At 70.1% G+C, this 22,748-nt stretch carries 24 protein-coding genes; 7 read left to right on the forward strand and 17 right to left on the reverse strand.

The window, feature by feature from the left end; translation table 11 throughout:
* Positions 1 to 9 precede the first annotated feature (9 nt).
* The 4 genes from rdgB to ACIRQH_RS22725 form a co-directional block, all read right to left on the reverse strand.
* On the reverse strand, positions 10 to 612 hold the full coding sequence (gene rdgB / locus ACIRQH_RS22710; protein WP_404226884.1) for an RdgB/HAM1 family non-canonical purine NTP pyrophosphatase: 603 nt from the start codon (positions 610 to 612) through the stop codon (positions 10 to 12).
* 122 nt (positions 613 to 734) lie between these two features.
* A complete protein-coding gene (locus ACIRQH_RS22715; RefSeq protein ID WP_358815002.1) occupies positions 735 to 1,133 on the reverse strand; it encodes a hypothetical protein in 399 nt (132 codons plus the stop codon).
* A 145-nt stretch (positions 1,134 to 1,278) separates the two neighbouring features.
* On the reverse strand, positions 1,279 to 2,025 hold the full coding sequence (rph, locus tag ACIRQH_RS22720) for a ribonuclease PH (RefSeq protein ID WP_355862908.1): 747 nt from the start codon (positions 2,023 to 2,025) through the stop codon (positions 1,279 to 1,281).
* Positions 2,026 to 2,159: 134 nt separating this feature from the next.
* Positions 2,160 to 2,393, reverse strand: a complete 234-nt coding sequence (locus tag ACIRQH_RS22725) for a glucose PTS transporter subunit EIIB (RefSeq protein WP_069920430.1) — start codon at positions 2,391 to 2,393, stop codon at positions 2,160 to 2,162.
* 174 nt (positions 2,394 to 2,567) lie between these two features.
* On the opposite strand from ACIRQH_RS22725, the gene ACIRQH_RS22730 reads away from it, so the two are divergent.
* Together ACIRQH_RS22730 and ACIRQH_RS22735 are read left to right on the forward strand one after the other, a co-directional pair.
* Complete coding sequence (locus ACIRQH_RS22730; RefSeq protein WP_358815003.1) at positions 2,568 to 3,854, forward strand: PTS transporter subunit EIIC; 1,287 nt, start codon at positions 2,568 to 2,570, stop codon at positions 3,852 to 3,854.
* Positions 3,855 to 4,114: 260 nt separating this feature from the next.
* Positions 4,115 to 5,362, forward strand: a complete 1,248-nt coding sequence (locus ACIRQH_RS22735) for a PTS transporter subunit EIIC (protein WP_404226885.1) — start codon at positions 4,115 to 4,117, stop codon at positions 5,360 to 5,362.
* Positions 5,363 to 5,431: 69 nt separating this feature from the next.
* Here the strand turns inward: ACIRQH_RS22735 and ACIRQH_RS22740 are convergent, their stop codons facing one another.
* Positions 5,432 to 6,184, reverse strand: coding sequence for an MBL fold metallo-hydrolase (locus ACIRQH_RS22740; RefSeq protein ID WP_358815005.1), 753 nt, complete (start codon positions 6,182 to 6,184; stop codon positions 5,432 to 5,434).
* 250 nt (positions 6,185 to 6,434) lie between these two features.
* Between ACIRQH_RS22740 and ACIRQH_RS22745 the strand changes: the two genes are divergently transcribed.
* A complete protein-coding gene (locus ACIRQH_RS22745) occupies positions 6,435 to 6,908 on the forward strand; it encodes a type II toxin-antitoxin system PemK/MazF family toxin (RefSeq protein WP_388866258.1) in 474 nt (157 codons plus the stop codon).
* A 157-nt stretch (positions 6,909 to 7,065) separates the two neighbouring features.
* Here the strand turns inward: ACIRQH_RS22745 and ACIRQH_RS22750 are convergent, their stop codons facing one another.
* From ACIRQH_RS22750 to clpS, 7 genes are all read right to left on the reverse strand, one after another.
* Entirely contained in the window at positions 7,066 to 8,016 is a 951-nt protein-coding gene (locus ACIRQH_RS22750) for a cysteine synthase (protein ID WP_358815007.1), read from the reverse strand.
* A 17-nt stretch (positions 8,017 to 8,033) separates the two neighbouring features.
* Positions 8,034 to 8,312, reverse strand: coding sequence for a MoaD/ThiS family protein (locus tag ACIRQH_RS22755; protein ID WP_081217507.1), 279 nt, complete (start codon positions 8,310 to 8,312; stop codon positions 8,034 to 8,036).
* Positions 8,313 to 8,427: 115 nt separating this feature from the next.
* Positions 8,428 to 8,529, reverse strand: a complete 102-nt coding sequence (locus ACIRQH_RS22760) for a putative leader peptide (RefSeq protein WP_355862894.1) — start codon at positions 8,527 to 8,529, stop codon at positions 8,428 to 8,430.
* 79 nt (positions 8,530 to 8,608) lie between these two features.
* The gene (locus tag ACIRQH_RS22765) at positions 8,609 to 9,031 is read right to left on the reverse strand and encodes a M67 family metallopeptidase (RefSeq protein WP_358815008.1); all 423 of its coding nucleotides are present in this window, start codon (positions 9,029 to 9,031) and stop codon (positions 8,609 to 8,611) included.
* 135 nt (positions 9,032 to 9,166) lie between these two features.
* Positions 9,167 to 10,618, reverse strand: coding sequence for an amino acid permease (locus tag ACIRQH_RS22770; protein ID WP_358815009.1), 1,452 nt, complete (start codon positions 10,616 to 10,618; stop codon positions 9,167 to 9,169).
* Between the two features lie 330 nt (positions 10,619 to 10,948).
* The gene (locus ACIRQH_RS22775) at positions 10,949 to 11,551 is read right to left on the reverse strand and encodes a DUF2017 domain-containing protein (protein WP_358815010.1); all 603 of its coding nucleotides are present in this window, start codon (positions 11,549 to 11,551) and stop codon (positions 10,949 to 10,951) included.
* 52 nt (positions 11,552 to 11,603) lie between these two features.
* Positions 11,604 to 11,921 (reverse strand): ATP-dependent Clp protease adapter ClpS, encoded by a 318-nt coding sequence (gene clpS / locus ACIRQH_RS22780; protein ID WP_358815011.1) that lies wholly within the window; start codon positions 11,919 to 11,921, stop codon positions 11,604 to 11,606.
* A gap of 120 nt (positions 11,922 to 12,041) precedes the next feature.
* On the opposite strand from clpS, the gene ACIRQH_RS22785 reads away from it, so the two are divergent.
* Together ACIRQH_RS22785 and ACIRQH_RS22790 are read left to right on the forward strand one after the other, a co-directional pair.
* Positions 12,042 to 13,418, forward strand: a complete 1,377-nt coding sequence (locus ACIRQH_RS22785; RefSeq protein ID WP_404226886.1) for a nicotinate phosphoribosyltransferase — start codon at positions 12,042 to 12,044, stop codon at positions 13,416 to 13,418.
* A gap of 244 nt (positions 13,419 to 13,662) precedes the next feature.
* Complete coding sequence (locus ACIRQH_RS22790) at positions 13,663 to 14,247, forward strand: isochorismatase family protein (protein WP_081217513.1); 585 nt, start codon at positions 13,663 to 13,665, stop codon at positions 14,245 to 14,247.
* A 115-nt stretch (positions 14,248 to 14,362) separates the two neighbouring features.
* Here the strand turns inward: ACIRQH_RS22790 and ACIRQH_RS22795 are convergent, their stop codons facing one another.
* A complete protein-coding gene (locus ACIRQH_RS22795) occupies positions 14,363 to 14,698 on the reverse strand; it encodes a hypothetical protein (protein WP_266614093.1) in 336 nt (111 codons plus the stop codon).
* A 121-nt stretch (positions 14,699 to 14,819) separates the two neighbouring features.
* Entirely contained in the window at positions 14,820 to 17,174 is a 2,355-nt protein-coding gene (locus ACIRQH_RS22800) for an immune inhibitor A domain-containing protein (RefSeq protein WP_358815013.1), read from the reverse strand.
* A gap of 441 nt (positions 17,175 to 17,615) precedes the next feature.
* Here ACIRQH_RS22800 and ACIRQH_RS22805 point away from each other — a divergent pair, with 441 nt between their 5' ends.
* Positions 17,616 to 17,900, forward strand: coding sequence for a hypothetical protein (locus tag ACIRQH_RS22805; protein ID WP_358815014.1), 285 nt, complete (start codon positions 17,616 to 17,618; stop codon positions 17,898 to 17,900).
* A 112-nt stretch (positions 17,901 to 18,012) separates the two neighbouring features.
* On the opposite strand, the gene ACIRQH_RS22810 is transcribed toward ACIRQH_RS22805, so the two are convergent.
* Positions 18,013 to 18,789: an RDD family protein gene (locus ACIRQH_RS22810; protein WP_358815015.1), complete on the reverse strand. Its 777-nt coding sequence runs from the start codon at positions 18,787 to 18,789 to the stop codon at positions 18,013 to 18,015.
* Between the two features lie 94 nt (positions 18,790 to 18,883).
* Positions 18,884 to 20,479 carry an RDD family protein gene (locus ACIRQH_RS22815; RefSeq protein ID WP_388866266.1) on the reverse strand — a complete coding sequence of 532 codons (1,596 nt, stop codon included), beginning with the start codon at positions 20,477 to 20,479 and terminating at the stop codon, positions 18,884 to 18,886.
* Positions 20,480 to 20,759: 280 nt separating this feature from the next.
* Here ACIRQH_RS22815 and ACIRQH_RS22820 point away from each other — a divergent pair, with 280 nt between their 5' ends.
* Positions 20,760 to 21,272 carry an SsgA family sporulation/cell division regulator gene (locus ACIRQH_RS22820; protein ID WP_388931246.1) on the forward strand — a complete coding sequence of 171 codons (513 nt, stop codon included), beginning with the start codon at positions 20,760 to 20,762 and terminating at the stop codon, positions 21,270 to 21,272.
* A 10-nt stretch (positions 21,273 to 21,282) separates the two neighbouring features.
* Here the strand turns inward: ACIRQH_RS22820 and ACIRQH_RS22825 are convergent, their stop codons facing one another.
* Positions 21,283 to 22,698, reverse strand: coding sequence for an FAD-binding oxidoreductase (locus ACIRQH_RS22825; protein WP_388866272.1), 1,416 nt, complete (start codon positions 22,696 to 22,698; stop codon positions 21,283 to 21,285).
* Positions 22,699 to 22,748 lie beyond the last annotated feature (50 nt).

Below are 22,748 nucleotides of genomic sequence, written 5' to 3' on the forward strand. Positions count from 1 at the left end.
CGGCCGAGGTCAGCCCAGCAGTTCGCGGACCGCCGGTACCAGTGCTCGGAACGCCTTGCCCCTGTGGCTGATCGCGTTCTTTTCGGCGGGGGTGAGTTCCGCGCAGGTGCGGATGTCGCCCTCGGGCTGGAGGATCGGGTCGTAGCCGAAGCCGTGGGTGCCGGCCGGGGTGTGGCGGAGGGTGCCGAGGAGTTGGCCCTCGACGACGCGTTCCGTGCCGTCCGGCAGGGCGAGAGCCGCCGCGCAGGCGAAGTGGGCGCCTCGGTGCGGGGCGTCGATGTCGGAGAGCTGGGCGAGGAGCAGGTCCAGGTTGGCCTGGTCGTCGCCATGGCGGCCGGCCCAGCGCGCGGAGAAGATCCCGGGGGCGCCGTTCAGGACGTCGACGCACAGGCCCGAGTCGTCGGCGACGGCTGGCAGCCCCGTCGCCCGGGCGAGGGCGTGGGCCTTCAGCAGGGCGTTCTCGGCGAAGGTGACGCCGGTTTCCTTGACGTCGGGGATGTCGGGATAGGCGTCCGCGCCGACGAGGTCGTGCGTGATGCCTGCGTCGGCGAGGATCGCCTTCAGTTCGGTGAGCTTGCCGGCGTTGCGGGTGGCGAGGATCAGGCGGGTCATGGGGGCCAGTATCGCCGAGGGGGGCACCGTTGCCGGACGGGCGTCCGGTCCCGCGAGCTGTCGCGGCCCGGTCCCCGCGGGAGGCCGGTGCGGCCGCGAGGGCCGGGCTCCCCGCATCACCCCTATGGCGTGCACACCTTCGTCAGTTCGCCCGCCGCGTCCGTGACGGGGCTGATGTCGGGGGTGTTGTCGCCGTTCTTGACGGCGGTGCGGACGTTGGCGACGGCCTTGTTCAGGTTGTCGACCGCCTTGTTGACGTCGGCGTTGTCGGTCTTGTCGCCGATGTTGTCGAGGTTGTTCTCGATCGAGTTGAGGGAGGCGTCGGTCTGCGACGGATCGTCGGCCGCGTTCTCGACCGCCTGCTGGAGGTCGGTGACGCTGTCGGCTATCGAGTCGGCGGTCTGCACGCAGTCGAGCGCCTTGTTCACGGCGTCGCAGCCGACGGCCGCCGGCAGGACGACGAGTGCGGCGGTGACGGCGAGTGCGGCGGTACGGCGACGACGGTGGTGGCGCGCGGACATGGAACGGTCCCTCCCCGTGGGCATGATGGCGTACGGCCGCGTCGGCGGCCGGTGTGTCCCGCGGTGGGGTCGTCCCGATCCGCCTGACGTGGCCGGCGGGGCGCACGGCTGGACCGTGCGCCCGTACCCCTTAGAACGCGTGGAACTAACGCGCGGTTGCCTCACCGGTCGATTCGAGTACCGCGCGCTGGACGGCGGCGAGTTCGTCGCAGCCGGCGACGGCGAGGTCGAGGAGGGCGTTGAGTTCCTTGCGGTCGAAGGGCTCGGCCTCGGCGGTGCCCTGGACCTCGACGAAGCGGCCGTCGCCGGTGCACACGACGTTCATGTCGGTGTCGGCCTTCACGTCCTCCTCGTAGCAGAGGTCGAGGAGGGGAACGCCGCCGACGATGCCGACGGAGACGGCGGAGACGGTGCCGGTGAGCGGCTTGCGGCCGGCCTTGATGAGCTTCTTGCCCTGGGCCCAGGCGACGGCGTCGGCGAGGGCGACGTAGGCGCCGGTGATGGCCGCGGTGCGGGTGCCGCCGTCGGCCTGGAGGACGTCGCAGTCGAGGACGATGGTGTTCTCGCCGAGCGCCTTGTAGTCGATGACGGCGCGCAGGGAGCGGCCGATGAGGCGGCTGATCTCGTGGGTGCGGCCGCCGATCTTGCCGCGGACGGACTCGCGGTCGCCGCGGGTGTTGGTGGCGCGGGGCAGCATGGAGTACTCCGCGGTGACCCAGCCCTCGCCGCTGCCCTTGCGCCAGCGGGGGACGCCTTCGGTGACGGAGGCCGTGCAGAAGACCTTGGTGTCGCCGAAGGAGACGAGGACGGAGCCCTCGGCGTGCTTGCTCCAGCCACGCTGGATGGTGATGGGGCGCAGCTGTTCGGGGGTGCGGCCGTCGATGCGAGACATGTCGCTGAGCCTATCGGCACACGGGTGAGGGGCTGTCCGCCGGTGACGGAAGCAGCCCCTCGGGGGTGAGCCGGGTTCGTCGAGGCGGGGTGCTGCTCGCGGGGAGCGGCGGGTGCCTCAGCGGGTCCCGGTTCTCACATCATGTCTTCGATCTCGCCGGCGATGGGGTCCGCGTCGGTGCCGATGACGACCTGGATGGCGGTGCCCATCTTGACGACGCCGTGGGCGCCGGCGGCCTTGAGAGCGGCTTCGTCGACCAGCGAGGCGTCGTGGACCTCGGTGCGCAGGCGGGTGATGCAGCCTTCGACTTCTTCGATGTTGTCGATGCCGCCGAGCCCGGCGACGATCTTCTCAGCCTTCGTGGCCATGTCCTACTCCCTGATCAGAACCGCTTTGTCGCAGTAACCCACAGTTGGCCCATCTTCGCGAGCGGTCGTGTCGTGGGTGCCGAATGATGGCGATCACGACAGAGCGACGCGTCGTCAACTGGTCTACACCAGTTGACGGGCAGTCGCCAAACCGGCCCGGCCCGGAGGACGCCCATGAGTGCCGTGAGTGCCGTCTCACCTGCGCGCAACCGCTGGAACAAGGCTTTCCAGGGTCTGCAGAAGATGGGCCGGAGTCTTCAGCTGCCGATCGCCGTGCTGCCGGCCGCCGGCATCCTCAACCGGCTGGGGCAGCCGGACGTGTTCGGCGCGGACGGGCTCGGCTGGGACAACGTCTCGAAGGTGATGGGAGCGGCGGGCGGCGCGCTGCTCGACGGTCAGCTCGGTCTGCCGATGCTGTTCTGCGTGGGTGTGGCCATCGGCATGGCGAAGAAGTCGGACGGTTCCACGGCGCTCGCGGCGGTGGTGGGGTTCCTCGTCTACTACAGCGTGCTGCGCGCGTTCCCGGAGGACTGCCCGGGAGGGAGCACGGCGATCAAGCTGGGCTGCCAGCTGGAGGACAACTCGGTCGTCGAGTTCACGTACCAGAATCCCGGGGTGTTCGGCGGCATCGTGATCGGCCTGCTGTCGGCGTACTTCTGGCAGCGGTTCCACCGTACGAAGCTGGTGGACTGGCTCGGCTTCTTCAACGGGCGCCGGCTGGTGCCGATCATCATGGCGTTCGTGGCGATCCTGTTCGCCTCGCTGTGCGTGTGGGTGTGGCCGCCGATCGGTGACGCGCTGGAGAACTTCAGCGACTGGCTGGTCGGGCTGGGCGCGTGGGGTGCGGGTGTGTTCGGTCTGGCCAACCGGGCGTTGCTGGTGATCGGTCTGCACCAGTTCCTGAACGTGCCCATCTGGTTCCAGTTCGGCAGCTTCACCAAGCCGGACGGGGAGGTCGTGCACGGTGACATCAACATGTTCCTGGCGGGCGACCCGAACGCGGGGCAGTTCACCTCGGGCTTCTTCCCGATCATGATGTTCGCGCTGCCGGCGGCGGCGCTGGCGATCACGCACTGCGCGAAGCCGCATCGCCGCAAGGAGGTGGGCGGTCTGATGCTGTCGGTGGCGCTGACGTCGTTCGTCACCGGCATCACGGAGCCGCTGGAGTACTCGTTCCTCTTCATTGCACCGCTGTTGTACGTGGTGCACGCGGTGCTGACGGGTGTGTCGATGGCGGTGACGTGGGGGCTCGGCGTGCATGACGGCTTCAGTTTCTCGGCCGGTCTGATCGACTACGTCATCAACTGGAACCTGGCGACCAAGCCGTGGGCGATCGTGCCGATCGGGCTGTGTTTCGCGGCCGTGTACTACACGATCTTCCGGTTCGCGATCACCAAGTTCGATCTGAAGACGCCGGGGCGGGAGCCGGAGGAGGACGTGGAGGACACGACCAAGGCGTAGCCCCTCTCCCGACGAGGGAGCCGCCCACCAGCACCGCTCTCCCCCAAGGGCCCCCGGACCACCTGGTCCGGGGGCCCTTCGGCATGGCCGGAACCAGTTCTTCCCGTTATGGCCGAGACCACAAAATCAGCGGGTTCCTTATCCAGCCTTCACCGTGCTACAACAGGTCTACACCACTGAGTGGTGTAGACCACGTGGCCGCTGCCCACCCCGTTCAGCAACTTTCCCGTCCCCCGGCAGCGCCAGCACATGGAGGAACTATGACCACCGCCACAGCCTCGGCGGCACCCGCGAAGAAGCGGGGATCCGGCCTGTTCCAGGGCCTGCAGAAGGTCGGCCGCAGCCTGCAGCTGCCGATCGCCGTGCTGCCGGCGGCGGGCATCCTGCTCCGGCTCGGCCAGGACGACGTGCACGACAAGCTGAACCTGCCGGACAAGGTCACGGCCGTGTTCGCCACGGCCGGTGGCGCGATCTTCGACAACCTCCCGATGCTGTTCTGCATCGGTGTCGCGATCGGTTTCGCCAAGAAGTCGGACGGCTCCACGGCCCTCGCCGCGCTCGTCGGCTTCCTGGTCTACAGCAACGTGCTGAAGGCGTTCCCGGTCACCGAGGCGAAGGTCCAGAAGGGCGCGGACATAGCCGCGACCTACAACAACCCCGGCGTCCTCGGCGGCATCCTGATGGGCCTGCTCGCCGCCGTGCTGTGGAAGCGCTACCACCGCAAGCAACTGGTGGACTGGCTCGGCTTCTTCAACGGCCGCCGTCTGGTGCCGATCATCATGGCCTTCGTCGGCACCGCGATGGGCGTCTTCTTCGGTCTGATCTGGAAGCCGATCGGCGAGGGCATCTCGAACTTCGGCGAGTGGATCACGGGTCTGGGCGCCGTCGGCGCGGGCCTGTTCGGTCTCATCAACCGTGGGCTGCTCCCGGTCGGCATGCACCAGTTCGTGAACACGGTCTCCTGGTTCCAGATCGGCGACTACAAGAACGCCGCGGGTGACGTCGTCCACGGTGACCTCAACCGCTTCTTCGCGGGTGACCCCACCGCCGGTCAGTTCATGTCGGGCTTCTTCCCGATCATGATGTTCGGCCTCCCGGCCGCCGCGCTCGCCATCGCGCACTGCGCACGTCCCGAGCGCCGCAAGGCCGTGATGGGCATGATGGTCTCGCTCGCGCTGACCTCGTTCGTGACCGGGGTGACCGAGCCGATCGAGTTCTCGTTCATGTTCATCGCGCCGCTGCTCTACGTGATCCACGCCGTCCTGACCGCGCTCTCCATGGCGATCACCTGGGCGCTCGGGGTCCACGCGGGCTTCACCTTCTCCGCGGGCGCCATCGACTACGCGCTCAACTGGAACCTGGCGACCAAGCCCTGGCTGATCATCCCGATCGGTCTGGTCTTCGCGGCGGTCTACTACTCCGTCTTCCGCTTCGCGATCATCAAGTTCAACCTCGCCACCCCGGGCCGCGAGCCCGAGGAGGAGGTCGAGGACCTCACCAAGGCGTGAGCCGTCCCGTCCCACGCTCGAAGGCCCCCGGAACCAGCTGGTTCCGGGGGCCTTCTGCGTGAGCGGCCGTCAGACCTCGTACGTCACCCGGGGCACCGCCAGTTCCGACGGGCCCGTGTACGCCGTGCGGGCGTCCCGGAGGTTGGTCTGGGGGTTCGTCCACGGGGGGATGTGGGTGAGGACGAGGCGGCGGGCGGCGGCGCGGGTGGCCGACTCGCCTGCCTGGCGGCCGTTGAGGTGGAGGTCGGGGATCTCCTCCTTGCCGTGGGTGAACGCCGCCTCGCACAGGAACAGGTCCGTGTCGCGGGCGAGTTCGTCCAGCACCTCGGTCGGCCCGGTGTCCCCGGAGTACGTCAGCGACCGTCCGCCGTGCTCCAGCCGGATCCCGTACGCCTCCACGGGGTGGCGTACCCGCTCCGTGTGCACGGTGAACGGGCCGAGCTCGAAGGTGCTCGGCTTGACGGTGTGGAAGTCGAAGACCTCGCTCATCGAGGAGGCGGACGGCGTGTCGGCGTAGGCCGTCGTCAGGCGCTGCTCCGTGCCCTCGGGTCCGTAGACGGGGATCGGGTCGCAGCGGCCGCCGTCGTGACGGTAGTAGCGCGCGACGAAGTACGCGCACATGTCGATGCAGTGGTCGGCGTGCAGATGGCTGAGGAAGATCGCGTCGAGGTCGTAGAGACCGCAGTGGCGCTGCAGCTCGCCCAGGGCACCGTTGCCCATGTCGAGGAGCAGCCGGAAGCCGTCGGCCTCTACGAGGTAGCTCGAACAGGCCGAATCCACGGACGGGAACGACCCCGAGCAGCCGACGACGGTGAGCTTCATAAGAGCTGGAACCTCCGCGCTGGCAGGACGTGCAGAGAGTAGATGGGGGGCGCAGGTACTCGGGTACGGATACGGGGAACGGGAGTCGTGCGGTCCGTCGAGCGTAAGGCGCACCAGGGCCGGTCGCTCCTCCGCCAGGGGCTGTTGTGGGCGAACTCACCTGTGGTGTCACCGGTTCGGATGGACCTTGGGTCAACCGGGGTCCGTACCGGGCGGGCGTGGGCAGATGCGCGCCGGTACCTTCTTCGGTATGGACACGTCCTGGTGGCTCGCGTCGGCCGCGGTGGTACTGCTCGCGCTGATCGCGGCGGTGGTGGACGGCTGGGGGCGCCGCGGGCGCCGGCCGGCCGGGCGGAAGCGTCCCCCGGGGCGGCCCACGGGTCCCCGCCGGGGCGCGAAGCTGCGCGGCGGACGGCTGCCGAAGGCGGCGGAGATCTGGTGGGCGAACGTGCCCTACGAGGACGGGCCGGGGGCCAAGGACCGGCCGTGTCTGGTGCTGACGGTGCGCGGGAAGCGGGTGACCGTCGCGAAGATCACCAGCAAGTACCACGACGAGCGGCCCGGGGTGATCCGGCTGCCCCCGGGTGCCGTGGGGGACGCGCAGGGGCGGCCGAGTTATCTGGAGACGGACGAGCTGCGCGAGGTGTCGGTGGGTGACTTCCGGCGCCGGGTCGGCGTGGTCGATCGGGCGCTGTGGGACCAGGTGCGGAACCTGGCGGGTTGAGAGCGCCGGGAGGCCGGGCGCGTCACGAACGCCGGCCGGCCCTCCCCGATGAGCCTCCCCGAGGGAGAACGTCGAAACGCCGGAGGGCGTGGCAGCCGGGTTTCCGGTTTCCACGCCCTCCGGCGTTTCGCGTTGTTCGACCCTCTCGGCGTCCGGGCTACGCCCAGAGCTGGCCCTGCAGTGTCTCGATCGCCTCTTCCGTCGTCGCCGCCGTGTAGACGCCCGTCGACAGGTACTTCCAGCCGCCGTCGGCGACCACGAAGACGATGTCGGCGGACTCGCCGGCCTTGACGGCCTTGGTGCCGACGCCGATCGCGGCGTGCAGCGCGGCGCCGGTGGAGACGCCCGCGAAGATGCCCTCCTGCTGGAGGAGCTCGCGGGTGCGGGTGACCGCGTCCGCCGAGCCGACGGAGAAGCGGGTGGTGAGGACGGAGGCGTCGTACAGCTCGGGGACGAAGCCCTCGTCCAGGTTGCGCAGGCCGTAGACCAGGTCGTCGTAGCGGGGCTCCGCGGCGACGATCTTCACGTCCGGCTTGTTCTCGCGCAGGAAGCGGCCGACGCCCATGAGGGTGCCCGTGGTGCCGAGGCCCGCGACGAAGTGGGTGACGGACGGGAGGTCGGCGAGGATCTCCGGGCCGGTCGTCGCGTAGTGGGCGCCGGCGTTGTCCGGGTTGCCGTACTGGTAGAGCATCACCCAGTCCGGGTGCTGCCGTGCCAGTTCCTTGGCGACCCGTACGGCGGTGTTGGAACCGCCCGCGGCCGGGCTGGGGATGATCTCGGCGCCCCACATGCCGAGCAGTTCACGGCGTTCCTGCGAGGTGTTCTCGGGCATCACGCAGACCATGCGGTAGCCCTTGAGCTTGGCCGCCATGGCGAGCGAGATGCCGGTGTTGCCGCTGGTCGGCTCCAGGATCGTGCAGCCCGGTGTCAGGCGGCCGTCCTTCTCCGCCTGCTCGACCATGTGCAGGGCGGGCCGGTCCTTGACCGAACCCGTCGGGTTGCGGTCCTCCAGCTTCGCCCAGATCCGGACGTCCTCGGACGGCGACAGCCGCGGCAGGCGCACCAGAGGGGTGTTGCCCACCGCGGCGAGCGGGGAGTCGTAGCGCATCGGAGACCAGCGGCCGATCAGGCCATGCCGCCGGCGACGGCCGGCAGGATGGTGACGCTGTCGCCGTCGGTCAGCTTGGTGTTGATGCCGTCGAGGAAGCGGACGTCCTCGTCGTTCAGGTAGACGTTGACGAAGCGGCGCAGTTCGTCGCCGTCCACGATCCGGGCCCGGATGCCCGCATGACGGGTGTCGAGGTCGGCGAAGAGCTCGGCAAGGGTCGCCCCGCCGCCCTCGACGGCCTTCTCGCCGTTCGTGTAGGTGCGGAGGATGGTGGGGATGCGGACCTCGATGGCCATGTCTGCGGGCTCCTGTCGGAAGGAAAGTCAGGTCGGAAGACGCGCGGCGGCGCGGGCGGTGCAGGTGGTACGGGGCTTGCGGTGCCGCGGCTCTCGGCCGTACGGCGGCGGCAGGTCAGCGCGTACAGATGGCGCTCTGCAGCCTGCACAGGTCGACGTGCAGCCGCGCCACGAGCAGGGCGCCCGGCGTCTTGTCGCTCACGTCGTGGGAAACCATGGGCTCATCGTATCGATTCCCGGTACGGGTTCCGGAGTGTGATCTCGTATTCCGGACGTTTTTTGACCGATGGATGAGATCAGTAGGTTTCCACGACCTTGACCTCCTCCTCCGTGACCTCGCCCTCCACGATCCGGTACGAGCGGAACTGGAAGGGGCCCGCGGCGTCCGAGTCGGCCGTGGAGACGAGGACGTAGTGCGCGCCGGGCTCGTTGGCGTAGGTGAGGTCGGTGCGGGAGGGGTAGGCCTCGGTCGCGGTGTGCGAGTGGTAGATGACGACGGGCTCCTCGTCGCGGTCGTCCATCTCGCGGTAGAGCTTGAGCAGGTCGCCGGAGTCGAACTCGTAGAACGTGGGCGAACGGGCCGCGTTGAGCATCGGGACGAACCGCTCGGGGCGGTCGGTTCCCGCCGGTCCCGCGACGACGCCGCACGCCTCGTCGGGGTGGTCCTGGCGCGCGTGCGCGACGATCTGGTCGAACAGGGCCTGGGTGATGGTCAGCATGCTGGCCAGGATAAGCAGAAGGGCCGCTCCGTACCGAGGAGTGGTACGGAGCGGCCCACATGGTGAACCGCGGTGCGGCCCGCGGGTCCGGCCCGGGATGACGGGGCCGGCCGGACCGGGTGCGGTTCCCCCAGGTCAGCGGATCTTTTCGAGCTCCGGCTCGCGGCGCTGCGTGATCTGCGGGTTGCGCGCCTTGAGGATCGCCCAGCCGATGCCCAGGGCGACGGCCCAGACGGCCATCACGTAGAGGCAGACGCGGGAGTCGGTGTCGTAGGCGATGAGGCCGGTGACGAAGAGCAGGAAGACGACCGCGACCCAGCTGCACTTCGCGCCGCCGGGGGCGGGGAAGGACGAGGCCGGGAGCCGGCCGGCGTCCACCGCGCGGCGGTAGCGGATGTGGCTGATCAGGATCATCAGCCAGGTCCAGATGCCGGCGCCGGTGGCCACCGAGGTGACGTAGCCGAAGGCCTTCTCGGGGACGACGTAGTTCAGGACGACGCCGATGGCCATGAAGAGCACGGAGACCGTGATGCCGAGGGCCGGGGTCTTCGTCGAGGAGAGCTTGTTGAAGGCCTTCGGGGCCTCACCGTTGTCGGCCAGATTGCGGAGCATGCGGCCCGTGGAGTACATGCCCGAGTTGCAGGAGGACAGGGCCGCGGTGAGGACCACGAAGTTGACGATGCCGGCGCCGGCCGGGATGCCGATCACGGCGAACGCCTTCACGAAGGGGCTCACCCCCGGCATGAACTCGGTCCACTTCACGACGCAGAGGATGACGGTGAGGGCGCCGACGTAGAAGAGGGCGATACGCCACGGGAGGGTGTTGATGGCCTTGGGGAGCGTCTTCTCGGGGTTCTCGGACTCGCCCGCCGTGACGCCGACCAGCTCGACGGCGAGGTAGGCGAACATGACGCCCTGGAGGGTCATCAGGGACGAGCCGATGCCCTTGGGGAAGAAGCCGTCGAACTGCCAGAGGTTGGTGACGGAGGCGGTGTCACCGGCGGCGCTGAAGCCGAAGGTGAGGACTCCGAGGCCGATCACGATCATGCCGATCAGGGCCGTGACCTTGACCATCGAGGCCCAGAACTCGATCTCGCCGAAGACCTTCACCGAGATCAGGTTGGCCACGAAGAGGACGACGAGGAAGACCAGCGCCGACACCCATTGGTGGATCGACGGGAACCAGTAGTGGATGTAGATGGCGGCGGCGGTCAGCTCCGCCATGCCCGTCACCACCCACATCAGCCAGTAGGTCCAGGCCGTGAAGTAGCCGAAGAACGGGCCGAGGAACTCGCGGGAGTACTCCGCGAACGATCCCGAGACCGGGCGGTAGAGCAGGAGCTCGCCGAGGGCCCGCATGATGAAGAAGATGATGACGCCGGCGAGGGCGTACATCAGGATGAGGCTGGGTCCCGCCTTGGCGATGTTCGCCCCGGCGTTGAGGAAGAGGCCGACGCCGATGGCGCCGCCGATCGCGATCATCTGGACCTGACGGCTGCCGAGCCCGCGCTCGTACCCCTCTTCGGGGGCGTCGCCGCCCACGGCCTCACTGCCGTCGTACTGTTTGTCGACCTGCGATGAGGTCATGTGTGATGCGCCTTTCTCCATGCCGGTCCGAGCCAGTCCCTTGGCTGCGGATCGGTTTCCGATCCCCCCGGATACGTGGAGCTGTGCCTGGCCGGCGGTCCGCCGGCTCGGTGGCGCACCCGGCGGGACGTGGGTGGTGTCCCGTCGGGCGGTCGTGAAGATCTATCACGGCGGCTCCGTTGATCGGTTGAGGCCCGTGTTGCGCAGACCACAGGAAGAACCGGACAAAAGAAGTGACCGCGCCCCATAGGGCGCGGCCACGGTGACGTGATCGTTATCCGGATTTGAGCGTCCGTTGAGCGAACACCAGAGGTGTTATGTCCTGACAGGTCAGGGCATAAGGGTTTCGACCAGGGTCTCCTGGAGACCGCCGAGCCAGAGGTAAGCCATCACCATCGGCTTGCGCGGGTCCTCGTCCGGGAGCCGGTAGAGGAGGTCGGTGTCCTCCTCGTCGACGACGTCGAGCCGGGAGCCGATCGCGAGCCGCAGGTCGTTCAGCGCACGCAGCCACTGCTCGGACTGGGCCGCGTCCAGGGTGAGGACCGCTCCCCCGTCGCCGGGTGCCAGGCCGTCCAGCGAGCGGATCACCGCGAGGGCGTTCTCGCGCTTGCCGGCGCGCAGGTCGTTCTCGGTGAAGCGGCGGAACTCCGAGGAGTGGGCGCGCTGCTCCTCGGCCTGTTCGGCGGAGGCCGCCTCGACGCCGGGTCCGCCGTACGCGTCCGGGAAGAGGCGCTGGAGCACGGGGTCGGCGGGCGGTTCGCTCGGACCCTCCGCGAACAGCTCGGCGAGCGGGTCGTCCGCGGCGTTCTCCGCCGGGCCGGGACCGATGAGCTCCAGGAGCTGGACGGCGAGGGAGCGGATGATGGAGATCTCGACCTCGTCGAGGGCGACGGCCGCGCCGCCGCCGGGGAGCGGTTCGAAGTGTCCAGGCATGGAGTGAGTTCGCTGCTTCCGGTCCTGCGGGTGGTCGGTGGACAGGGTCCGGCTACTTCCGGTCCTGCTGAAGGGTGGCCCACAGACCGTAGCCGTGCATGGCCTGCACGTCGCGCTCCATCTCCTCGCGCGAGCCGCTGGAGACGACCGCCCGGCCCTTGTGGTGGACGTCCATCATCAGCTTGGTGGCCTTGTCCTTGGGATAGCCGAAGTACGTCTGGAAGACATACGTCACATAGCTCATGAGGTTGACCGGGTCGTTGTGGACGATCGTGATCCAGGGGACGTCCGGCTCGGGTACGGCGAAGACCTCCTCCGCCGACTCGGTCTTCTCGATCTCTAGAGGTGCGGGAGCCGTCACACGGCCCATGCTGCCACCAGAGGGGGGCAGCCGCACAAACGGGCCTGCGAAAAGGGGCGCGACTCCCCCGCAGAACCGGAGACACCCCGGAAATCGTCAAAGTGACGAGATGGGGGTACGATCCCTGCCATGAACACAGCGGACCGTGGGCTGGAAGAAGAAGGGCGCGAAGCGCTTCCTCAGGAGGGCGGTGGCGGGCGACGGGTGGACGTTCCGTCGACGGCACTCTTCACCGACCAGTACGAGCTGACGATGTTGCAGGCCGCCCTCGCGGCCGGGACCGCCGAGCGGCGTTCCGTCTTCGAGGTCTTCACACGGCGACTGCCCGAGGGGCGGCGCTACGGGGTCGTCGCGGGCACCGGACGGGTCCTCGACGCCGTCGAGAACTTCCGGTTCGACGCGGACGTCCTCGCCTTCATGGGCGAGCGCGGGATCGTGGACGAGCCCACCCTGGAGTGGCTCTCCTCGTACCGCTTCGGCGGGGACGTCTGGGGCTACCCCGAGGGCGAGGTGTACTTCCCCGGGTCGCCGATCCTGCGGGTCGAGGGCAGCTTCGCGGAGTGCGTGCTCCTGGAGACGGTGATCCTCTCGATCCTCAACCACGACTCCGCGATCGCCGCCGCCGCCTCCCGGATGGCCTCCGCCGCGGGCGACCGGCCGCTGATCGAGATGGGCGCCCGGCGCACCCACGAACTGGCGGCCGTCGCCGCCTCGCGCGCCGCGTACGTCGGCGGCTTCGCCACCACGTCCGACCTGGCCGCCGGCTTCCGGTACGGCATCCCGACGGTGGGCACCTCGGCACACGCCTTCACCCTGCTCCACGACACCGAGCGGGACGCCTTCCAGGCCCAGGTGGACTCGCTGGGCCGGGGCACCACCCTGCTGGTGGACACCTACGACGTCGCCGAGGCCGTCCGGACGGCCGTCGAGGTCGCCGGCACCGAGCTGGGCGCGGTCCGCATCGACTCCGGTGACCTGCTGCTCGTCGCCCACCGGGTGCGCGAACAGCTGGACGAGCTGGGCGCCCGGGACACGAAGATCGTGGTGACCTCCGACCTGGACGAGTACGCGATCGCCTCGCTGGCCGCGGCGCCCGTGGACGCGTACGGCGTCGGCACCCAGCTGGTGACGGGTTCCGGCCACCCCACCTGCTCGATGGTCTACAAGCTGGTCGCCCGCGCCGAGTCCGCCGACCCGAAGGCGCCGCTGGTGCCGGTGGCGAAGAAGTCCTCGGGCGGCAAGACGTCCATCGGCGGACGCAAGTGGGCCGCGCGGCGGCTGGACGAGCACGCGGTCGCCGAGGCCGAGGTCATCGGCACCGGGCCGGTCCCCGCCGAGCTGGCCGACCAGCAGCTCCTGGTGGAGCTGATCAAGGGCGGGCAGGTCCTGAACCGCGAACCGCTCGACGCCGTCCGCGACCGGCACGCCGCGGTACGCGCCCGGCTCCCGCTGTCGGCGACCCAACTGTCGCGGGGCGAGCCGGTACTGCCCACCGAGTACCTCTGAGGTGTGGGAGGCGGGTGGGGTGTGTGGTGCGCCGCGCATGAACCTCCGGTGAGCGGGAATGCAACCGCCAGCGTGCCCGCCCGGGCCCGCGGACGCCGCACAGCCCCTCCCGCACGTCCGGGATGTCTGCCGGACAGCCCCTCCCGCACCGCCCTCGAAGTCTCTAGGCTCGGAAGTTCAACGGCCGGGCCCGCACTCCCATTTCGCCGACGTTCGCCGACCCCATAGCCGAAGGACACCGCCCATGCGCCGCGCCTTGATCGTCGTAGACGTGCAGAACGACTTCTGCGAGGGAGGCAGTCTCGCGGTGGCCGGGGGCGCCGACGTGGCCGCCGCCGTCACGGAGCTGATCGGGCAGGCGCCCGCCGGCTACCGGCACGTGGTCGCCACCCGCGACGCGCACATCGCCCCCGGCGGCCACTTCGCCGACAACCCCGACTACGTGCACTCCTGGCCCGCGCACTGCGTGGCCGGCACGGAGGGCGTCGGCTTCCACCCGAACTTCGCTCCGGCGGTCGCCTCCGGCGCGATCGACGCCGTCTTCGACAAGGGTGCCTACGCGGCCGCGTACAGCGGCTTCGAGGGGGCCGACGAGAACGGGACCGGGCTGGCGGACTGGCTGCGGGCCCATGGGATCGGCGAGGTCGACGTGGTCGGCATCGCGACCGACCACTGTGTCCGGGCGACCGCCCTGGACGCGGCCCGCGAGGGGTTCCGCACGACCGTGCTGCTCGACCTGACGGCCGGGGTCGCGAAGGAGACGACGGACCGCGCGCTGGAGGAGCTGCGCGCCGCCGGCGTCGAGCTCACGGGCAAGCCCGTGGTCTGACCGGGCCGGGTCCGGTCGGCGCGACACACGAGCGCCACACGGGCCGCCACACGGACCGGTACGCGGATCGGCACACGGAGCGACGGCCCGTGACACCCGGTGGCGTCCGCGACGGTCACGGCTGCGGCGCCGGCCGTCTGAGCAGCGCCCTGATCGGGTGCCACAGCTCCTGGGTCAGCTCGGGGACGGTGCTGTCGGGCGCCGTCCGCCATATCAGCCCGTCCGGATGGTGCAGGACCGCGGTGATCTCGTCGGGCGTGGGCGGAGCCGCGTTGCCCCGCAGGTAGACGGTGCGCAGCCCAAGGTTGCGCAGCCGCGTCAGGGCGCGGGCGCGGTTCTGGGCGACGACGAGGAACCGGACACAGCCGCTGCCGGAACCTGCCGGACTGGGCAGGTTCAGCGCCACCACGACGCTGCCGTTCGGCAGCTTGCAGAAGCCTCCTGCGGCCATGCGGTCACACCCCCGTGCGATTCGGTGTCAATAAGCCAGGCACAGGACGCACCTAAACACGATCGGCGGCAACCCGCCAGGGGGTTGCCGCCGATATGCTTCTGACCTGCGAAAATGCTGACTACTTCACCGCGGGACCAACCTTGAGGGAGATCGTCGAGCCGTCCTTGGCCTCCTTGACGATCTGGATCTTGGTGTTGGTGTCAGTGATCTTGACGCCACCGGTGGGGTTCCGGTTGTCGTAGTAGTCACTGGTGTGGTCGTTGAAGACCGAGACACCCTTCGACGACGGGATCTTCGTCGCGACGTCCGCGCTGTGCAGCGTGATGCCGTCCGTGCGGTACAGGCTGAACGTGGAGTCGTAGGCCTGCACGCGGTTGCGCATCAGGGTGCCGTTCTCCCACCAGAGGGCCTTCGGGTGCGCGTCGATCGGCAGCGCGAGACCGACACCGGGGTGCTGGCTGGTGTTGTTGTCCGCCTGCGAGGTGTCCCACTTCCAGATCAACAGGCCGTTCTGGTACGGGTAGTGCTCCACCCAGTCCGGACGGGTCGTCGAGAAGCCGAAGTTGTACGGGCCGACCTTGAGGGTCTTGTCGTACGAGACGTACTGGCGGTTCTCCGCGATGTAGTACTGCGCGTAGTCCTTGGTGAAGGACGCGCCGATGCGGGAGAAGCCGGCCGCGGTCCAAGCGGCGTCCGCCGACTCGGCGTTGTCCGAGAAGAGCGCCGAACCATCCGCGGTCACGCTGATCTCGTCGGCCGCGAAGCCCTTCTGGGCCACGCCGCCGTCGGTCTGGTAGCGGAAACGCACGTCGATCTTCTTGCCCGCGTAGGCGTCGAGCGGGTACGACAGCTTCGCGTAGGCGTCGATGGTGCCGGTGAGGGCGGGCTTGTCGCTGCCGTCACGCGGGATCGCGGCGCCGTCCACCGTGCCGTCGAGAGCGGTCCAGTTGGAGCCGCCGTCGGTCGAGACCTCGGTGTAGAGGTAGTCGTAGTTCGCCTCGATGTCGTACCAGCCGTCGAGGGTCAGCTTCGCCGACGACTTGCCCGTGAGGTCCACCGACCGGGTCAGCGTGTTCTTCAGGTTGTCGCCGCTGCCGCTCCACCACTGGGTCGAGCCCTGCGCCGGGTTGACGACCGTGGTCGTCACTTCCTTCTCCGGCAGGGTGACGAGGAGCGCCTGCTTGTTCCAGGTGTTGTACTCGGCGATGCCCAGCTTGTGGGTGGACTGCTTGCCGGCCTTGGCGGTGTCGTAGTTCAGCCAGCCGAGCTGCAGCTTGTCCCAGGCGTTGAAGTCGCCGGGCAGGTCACCGATGGAGTCCTTGCCGGTGCCGAGCCAGGAACCCGAGGACATCAGGGTCCAGAAGCCGGTGGAGTTGTCACCGCCGGCGGTGTCGTAGTGGTCCGGCAGACCGAGGTCGTGGCCGTACTCGTGGGCGAAGACGCCGAGTCCGCCGTTCTCCGGCTGAATGGTGTAGTCGCCGACCCAGATGCCGGTGTCGCCGATCTGCGCGCCGCCGAGCTTGTTGCCGCCCGGGCCCGTGGCGCCCGCGTCGGTGCCGAAGGCGTACCAGCGGTGGGCCCAGATCGCGTCGGTGCCCTGGACGCCGCCACCCGCGGACTCGTCCTCACCGGCGTGCACGATCTGGAAGTGGTCGATGTAGCCGTCCGGCTCGTTGAAGTTGCCGTCGCCGTCGTAGTCGTAGCGGTCCCACTGGTCGAACCGCGCCAGGTCCGCCTTGATGGCGGCGTCGGACTTGCCGGCCGACTTCTGCTGGGCGACCCAGGCGGTGACGCCGTCGCTGACGACGTTCCACACGCTCGGGCAGTTGGTGGAGCCGCAGGCGTTGTTGCCGTAACGGGCCTCGTTGTACGGGACCTTGACCCAGTCCGCGACCTCGCCGTCCACCGAGTAGCGGCCCGAGGACTGCTGCTCGTAGAACTTCTTCATCGACTCGGTCTTCTTGCCGGTGCCGAAGTAGAGGTCCTGGAAGTGCTTCTGGTTGTAGTCCGCCTGCCAGGCCGTGCTGTTGTCCTTCTTGCGGTCCGGCTTGGCTATCGTGTTGTGCAGCGGGCCGGCCGTGCCACCGGCGGCGGGGTCGGTCTTGTCGCCGAACTCCACCAGGATCGTGAAGATCTTGTCGGTCTTCTCACGGCCCAGCTCGACGTACTTGCTGGAGCCCTTCTTGCTCTTGAGCTGCACAACCTTCGAGCCGTTGCGGTCCTTGACCGAGGCGTCGCCGGATATGACCTGGTTCAGCGCCTCCTGGCGCTGTGCGTTCTGCGTCTTGCTCAGCGGCCCGTCCAGGTCGTGGTCGACCGTGTTCTTGACCGGCTGAGGGTCGTGGCGGTCCACGACCGGTGACTTGGCGGCCGAGTCGGCCTCCGCCACGGCAAACGTCGAGAACGTGGCGGTGGCCGCTGCGAGGGCTACGCCCACCGCAGCTGCTCTGAACGTCCATGGTCTGTTGGTCACTTGATGTCCTCCCCCGCGCCCGTTCACGCGGAGGGGGTTCCGGGTCATGGAGGTCCGCGCGCGCAACGCGATTCAAGTGACGACATTTGACCGGAGTTACCAAAGAAAAAACAGATCTTGACTTGAACCTGGCAAGTGCATTATGCGGAGCGTTCGTTCGCTATCCGGACGGGTTCGCAAACCCCCAACCGGCGCGCCGAGATGTCCACTTGGTGGACGTGATGACTCCGTGCGCCCCCTGTGCACCGGCACCGTGGGTAAGGTCACGCTTACCGGTCGTTCCTGTCGGGCATGCAGGCGATTAGAGTCGGTTGGCGGAGCGTCGGGAAGTCGGCGGAAAGCCAAGTCGACACCGTTGTCCCACCCCCGATTCCTGTCCGCACCCTCCCCCGTCGCGAGAGGCACCCGGGGGGAGGCACTCCATCCGAGGACACGATTGCCATGCCTCGTCCGACCGCCGCACAGCTTGCCTACGGTTCCTGCACCGTGATCTTTTCCACTCTCGCCATGCTGCTGCTGTCACAGACGAGTTCGAGTCTGGGGATCGTTCTGATCACCCTCTCCGCGCTCGCTCTCGGACTGCTCGTGGCCATGACGGTCCCACTGCCCAAGCAGGCGCCGTCCGCCGTCGCCCCCGTCGTCCGCGAACAGGTGCCGGCGCGGCGCGAGACCGCGTCCGTCTCCTCGGCGTCCAGGCGTCCGGTACGCGAACACGCGGAGCGCTGACGCCAGGCACGGACGCCCCGGAGGCGTCGATCCTCGATCACGAACGGCGGGCCCGTGCAGTACGGGCCCGCCGTTCGTGATCGAGGATCGAGCCGCCGCCGCGGCCTCGCGGTCAGGTGGTGCGGACCACCACCGTCTTGGCCGCCTTGTCGTGCAGGCCCTGCTTGTAGGGCTTGTCGAAGAAGCTCCAGCCGCCCGCGATCGCCGTCCAGATGCACGCGCAGCAGAACGCGAACGGCAGCCACAGGACCAGCGCCCGCACCAGCGAGGTCTGCACGGAGGGTGTCGAGCCGTTGTCGAGGTTGGCGACCCGGTGGTTGAACAGCTTCTTGCCGACGGTCTGCCCCGTCCGGCTGATCATCACCGTGTCGTAGGCGACGTAGAGCACGGCGGCCACCAGGGACTGGCCGAAGGACTTGCCGTACTCGATCTTGTCCGAGTCGACGTTGTACTCGGTGACGCCGAACGCCCAGGACAGCAGCCACACCACGATGCCGACCAGGATCATGTCGAGGATCCTCGCGAGCACGCGCTTGCCGCTCTCCGCGAGGGGCGGCATCCCGGCGAGCGGATCGCCGCCGTAGGGACCGCCACCGCCGTAGGGATCCCCGCCTTGGCCGTACGGGGGTTGCTGACCGCCGTAGGGCCCGCCGCCGGGGGGCTCCTGACCGCCGTAGGGGGGCTGCTGGCCGCCGTAGGGCGGCGGCTGGGCACCGGGAGGAGGCTGGCCGCCGGGCGGGGGCTGCTGCCCGTCGTAGGGCGGCTGCCGGCCACCTGACGGCGGAGGGTCGTACGGGGAACCCCCGCCCTGCGCGGGCGGGGGCTGCTTCGTGAACGGGTCGTCGTCCGATGGCTGGCCAGGGCCCGGGGGCGGCGGTTCGCTGCTCATGGCCCGAGTCGACCGCGAACCCCCGGCCTCCGCATCCGGCGAGGGGCCGTCCGGGGGACGGATTCCGGGATTCCCCGGACGCCGTCCCCTCCCGTCAGCGCTGGGCCACGAAGGTGTGCGCCGCCTTGTCGTGCCAGCACTGGCGCCAGGGCCGGTCGAACAGACCCCACAGGACACCGACCACACCGACGACGAGGAGACCCGGGACGCTGAAGACCAGCCAGCGGCCGAGGGCCCGTCCGAACGTCGGCGGTTCGTGGGCCTCGATGTCGCGCACCTCGACCCCGCACAGCTTCTTGCCCAGGGTGAGGCCCCACTTGGCGGTGGGCAGGGCGTCGTAGAGGACGCCGACGACGAGGAGCACGGCGAGGATGCCGCCGAAGCAGACGGAGGTCGTGCCGTCGAGGAGCCAGACGGTGACCTTCTCGCCGGACAGCTTGGCCGCGTCGATCTTGTCGTCGATGTGGTCCATCGCCCGGGTGCCGAGCGGCACGGCGGCCACGCCGGTGACCGCCGCGAGGACGGCGGTGTCGAGCAGGCGGGCGGCCAGGCGTCTGCCGAGGCCTGCCGGACGGGCCGCCGACTGCCGGCGGGCGGCCGCCTGGAACACGTCCTCCACGGGAGGCTTCCACGGCGTGACCGGCGCCCCCGGCTCGGCCGGGTCGCCCGCGAGCCGGTGCACCTGCTGGGCCCAGGACGGCTGGCCGCCACCGGACCCGGGGGCCATCGGCGTTGCGGGGCCCGGCTGTTGGGGCACGGCGGGAGCGGGAGCGGCCTGCGCGGGGGCGGGTGCCGGGGCGGGTGCCTGAGCCGCCGCCTGTGCGGCCTGCCCTGCCCCGAATCCGGCCCCGGCCGAAGGGCCGGGTGCGGCGGTCGGACCGGAGGTGGCGGGAGCGGCGGACGCCGCTTCCGGCGTACGGCCCGCGCCACTTGCGCCGCGCGCCCCGCCCTGCCGGTCGCTGCCCGGGGAGAGCGCGCGAATGGCCATCGTCCCCTCGGAAGGGACGGGTTCCTGGGTACCGGAGGCGCCTGCGGGACGTCCGGCACCGGGCAGCGCCCGGCCGTCGGCGTCGCCGGAACCCGCCTTCCCCGTACCGCCCGTGCCGCCCGGGCCTCCGGAGTCCGCTGGCCGCACCGGCTCGGTGGGGCGGCGGAAGACCACCGGGCCGCCCGGCGCGGGCGACGGTGCGCCACCCGCGGGCCCGGCGGGCGGGATCGTCGCGGTGCCGTCCGCGTGGACCGGCACGCCGTCGGGCCGGGACGCCGTGTCGGCGGGCCCCGCCGAGCGCGGCACCCGCGGGTCGGGGCCCTGCGGCGCGCCCCACGAGACCCGCCGGTCCGGGTCGCCGCCGAAGCCGGTCTGCCGGGAGCGGTCCGCGCCCCACGCGGCGGCGGGCTCGGGCCGGCTGCCGTGCTGCGCCTCGGCAGGCGTGGCCGGGCGGGGTTCGGGGTCCTCGTCGAAGAAGTGCGGGCCGGTCTCCTCCGCCGGGGCCGGGGCGGGCCCGGGCACGTGGGCGGGGCGCACTCCGGCCGGAGCGACGAGCGGTTCGCCGGCGGACGGCGCCGGGCGGCTGGTGCCCGGCATCCAGGCGGCACCGTTCCAATACCGGACATATCCAGGAATGGACGGGTCCGGGTAGTACCCCTCGCGGGGCCTGTCGTCACCGGGTGCCGGGGTTGGGGCGCTCATGTCCGTCGTCCCGTATCTGCTCGGGGGTCGTGTTGGGGGTCCACATCTACCAGAACGGCGGGCGCGTCACGGCCGGTCCCGCCGTACCCACCCCTTTCGGGCAAGGATCCGTCACCTCCCGGGAGCGGAGTCACGAAGCTGTCCGGCAGGTGTCCGAGAACGAGGGAGGCGGGCCCGGAAAAAAATTCTCCCGACCCGCGTAATGGTCCGGCCCGGACGCGCTCTCCACTCGTACGGGGCCGCCCAGGGGCCCGTACACGACGAAGGGAAGGGCATCGACATGCACACCGTGGTGGAACGCGAGCTGGAGCTCAAGCTCGTCCTGTCGCCCGAGCGCAGCATCCCTGTGCCGGCCCGGCTGAGTTACCGCACCGACGACCCGTACGCCGTCCACATCACCTTCCACATCGGGACGGACCATCCCGTCGAGTGGACGTTCGCCCGCGAACTGCTCGTGGAGGGCGTGTTCCGGCCGTGCGGACACGGCGACGTGCGGGTGTGGCCGACGAAGGTCGGCGGCCGTTCCGTCGTCCTGATGGCGCTGAGTTCACCGGACGGCGACGCGCTCCTCGAAGCGCCCGCCGCGCAGGCGTCGGCCTGGCTGGAGCGCACCCTGAGGGCGGTCCCCCCGGGCTCCGAGGCCGAGCAGCTCGGTATCGACGCCGGCCTCGCCGAGCTGCTCGCGCCCTCGCCGAGGCTCTCGGCCACGCTGGAGCAGGGCGCGGCCACGGCGGCGGACGACCTGTGGCTGCGCGACCCGTGGCCGTCGGACGAGACCGCGGACGGTGAGTAGCCCGGGGGTCTCAGAAGAGCTTGCCGGGGTTGAGGATGCCGAGCGGGTCGAACGCGGTCTTGATCGCCCGCTGCATCTCGACGCCCACCGGTCCGATCTCGCGGGCCAGCCACTCCTTCTTCAGGACACCCACGCCGTGCTCGCCGGTGATCGTGCCGCCGAGTTCGAGGCCGAGGGCCATGATCTCGTCGAAGGATTCGCGGGCCCGCCGGGACTCGTCGGGGTCGGCGGCGTCGAAGCAGACGGTGGGGTGGGTGTTGCCGTCGCCCGCGTGCGCGCAGACGCCGATCGTCAGGGCGTACTTCTCGGCGACGCGCTCGATGCCGTCCAGCATGTCGGCGAGCCGGGAGCGCGGCACGCACACGTCGTCGATCATCGTGGTGCCCTTGACCGCCTCGAGCGCGGTGAGCGACAACCGCCTCGCCTGGAGCAGCAGTTCGGACTCGGCGGCGTCCTCGGCGGGGACCACCTGGGTGGCGCCCGCGGCTTCGCAGAGCGCGCCCACGACGGCGAGGTCGGCCGCCGGGTCGTGCGTGTCGAACGCGGCCAGCAGGAGCGCCTCGGTGGTCTCGGGGAGGCCCATGTGGGCGAGGTCGTTGACCGCCTTGACGGTCGTACGGTCCATCAGTTCGAGGAGGGACGGCACGTGGCCGCCCTCCATGATCCGGCAGACGGCCTCGCAGGCGGCCCGCGCCGACCCGAACTCGGCCGCCAGGACGAGCTGTTGCGGGGGCTGCGGCCTCAGGGCCAGCGTCGCGCGCACGACGATGCCGAGCGAGCCCTCGGAGCCCACGAAGAGGCGGGTGAGGTCGTAGCCGGCGACGCCCTTGGCGGTGCGGCGCCCGGTGGACATCAGCCGGCCGTCCGCGAGGACGACGTCGAGACCGAGCACGTACTCGGCGGTCACCCCGTACTTCACGCAGCACAGGCCGCCGGAGGCGGTGCCGATGTTGCCGCCGATGGTGCACATCTCCCAGCTGGAGGGGTCCGGCGGGTAGTACAGGCCGTGTTCGTTGACGGCACGGGAGAGCGCGGCGTTGACCACGCCCGGCTCGACGACGGCGATGCGGTCGACCGGGCTGATCTCCAGGATGCGGTCCATCTTCACGAGCGACAGCACGACGCAGCCGTCGGAGGCGTTCGCCGCGCCCGACAGGCCCGTGCGGGCGCCCTGCGGGACGACGGGGACACGCAGGTCGCTCGCGACGCGCATGACGTGCTGGACCTGCTCGACGGTGCGCGGCAGGACGACCGCGGAGGGGATGCCCGCCTCGCAGAAGCTCGCCATGTCGTTGGCGTACGCGGCCGTGACGTCCGGGTCGGTGAGAACGGCCTCGGCCGGCAGGCCGCCCAGCAGGCGTTCGACGAGGCCGCCGGTCACTGCCGTGTCCTCATCGCGCGGGGCTTCGATACGGCTCATGATCACAGGGTCGCACCCGGGGCCATCGGTGTGAACCCCATCCGCGCGGGGCTTGG

This window comes from Streptomyces sp. NPDC102279, from assembly GCF_044766365.1.
Taxonomy (GTDB): Bacteria; Actinomycetota; Actinomycetes; order Streptomycetales; family Streptomycetaceae; genus Streptomyces.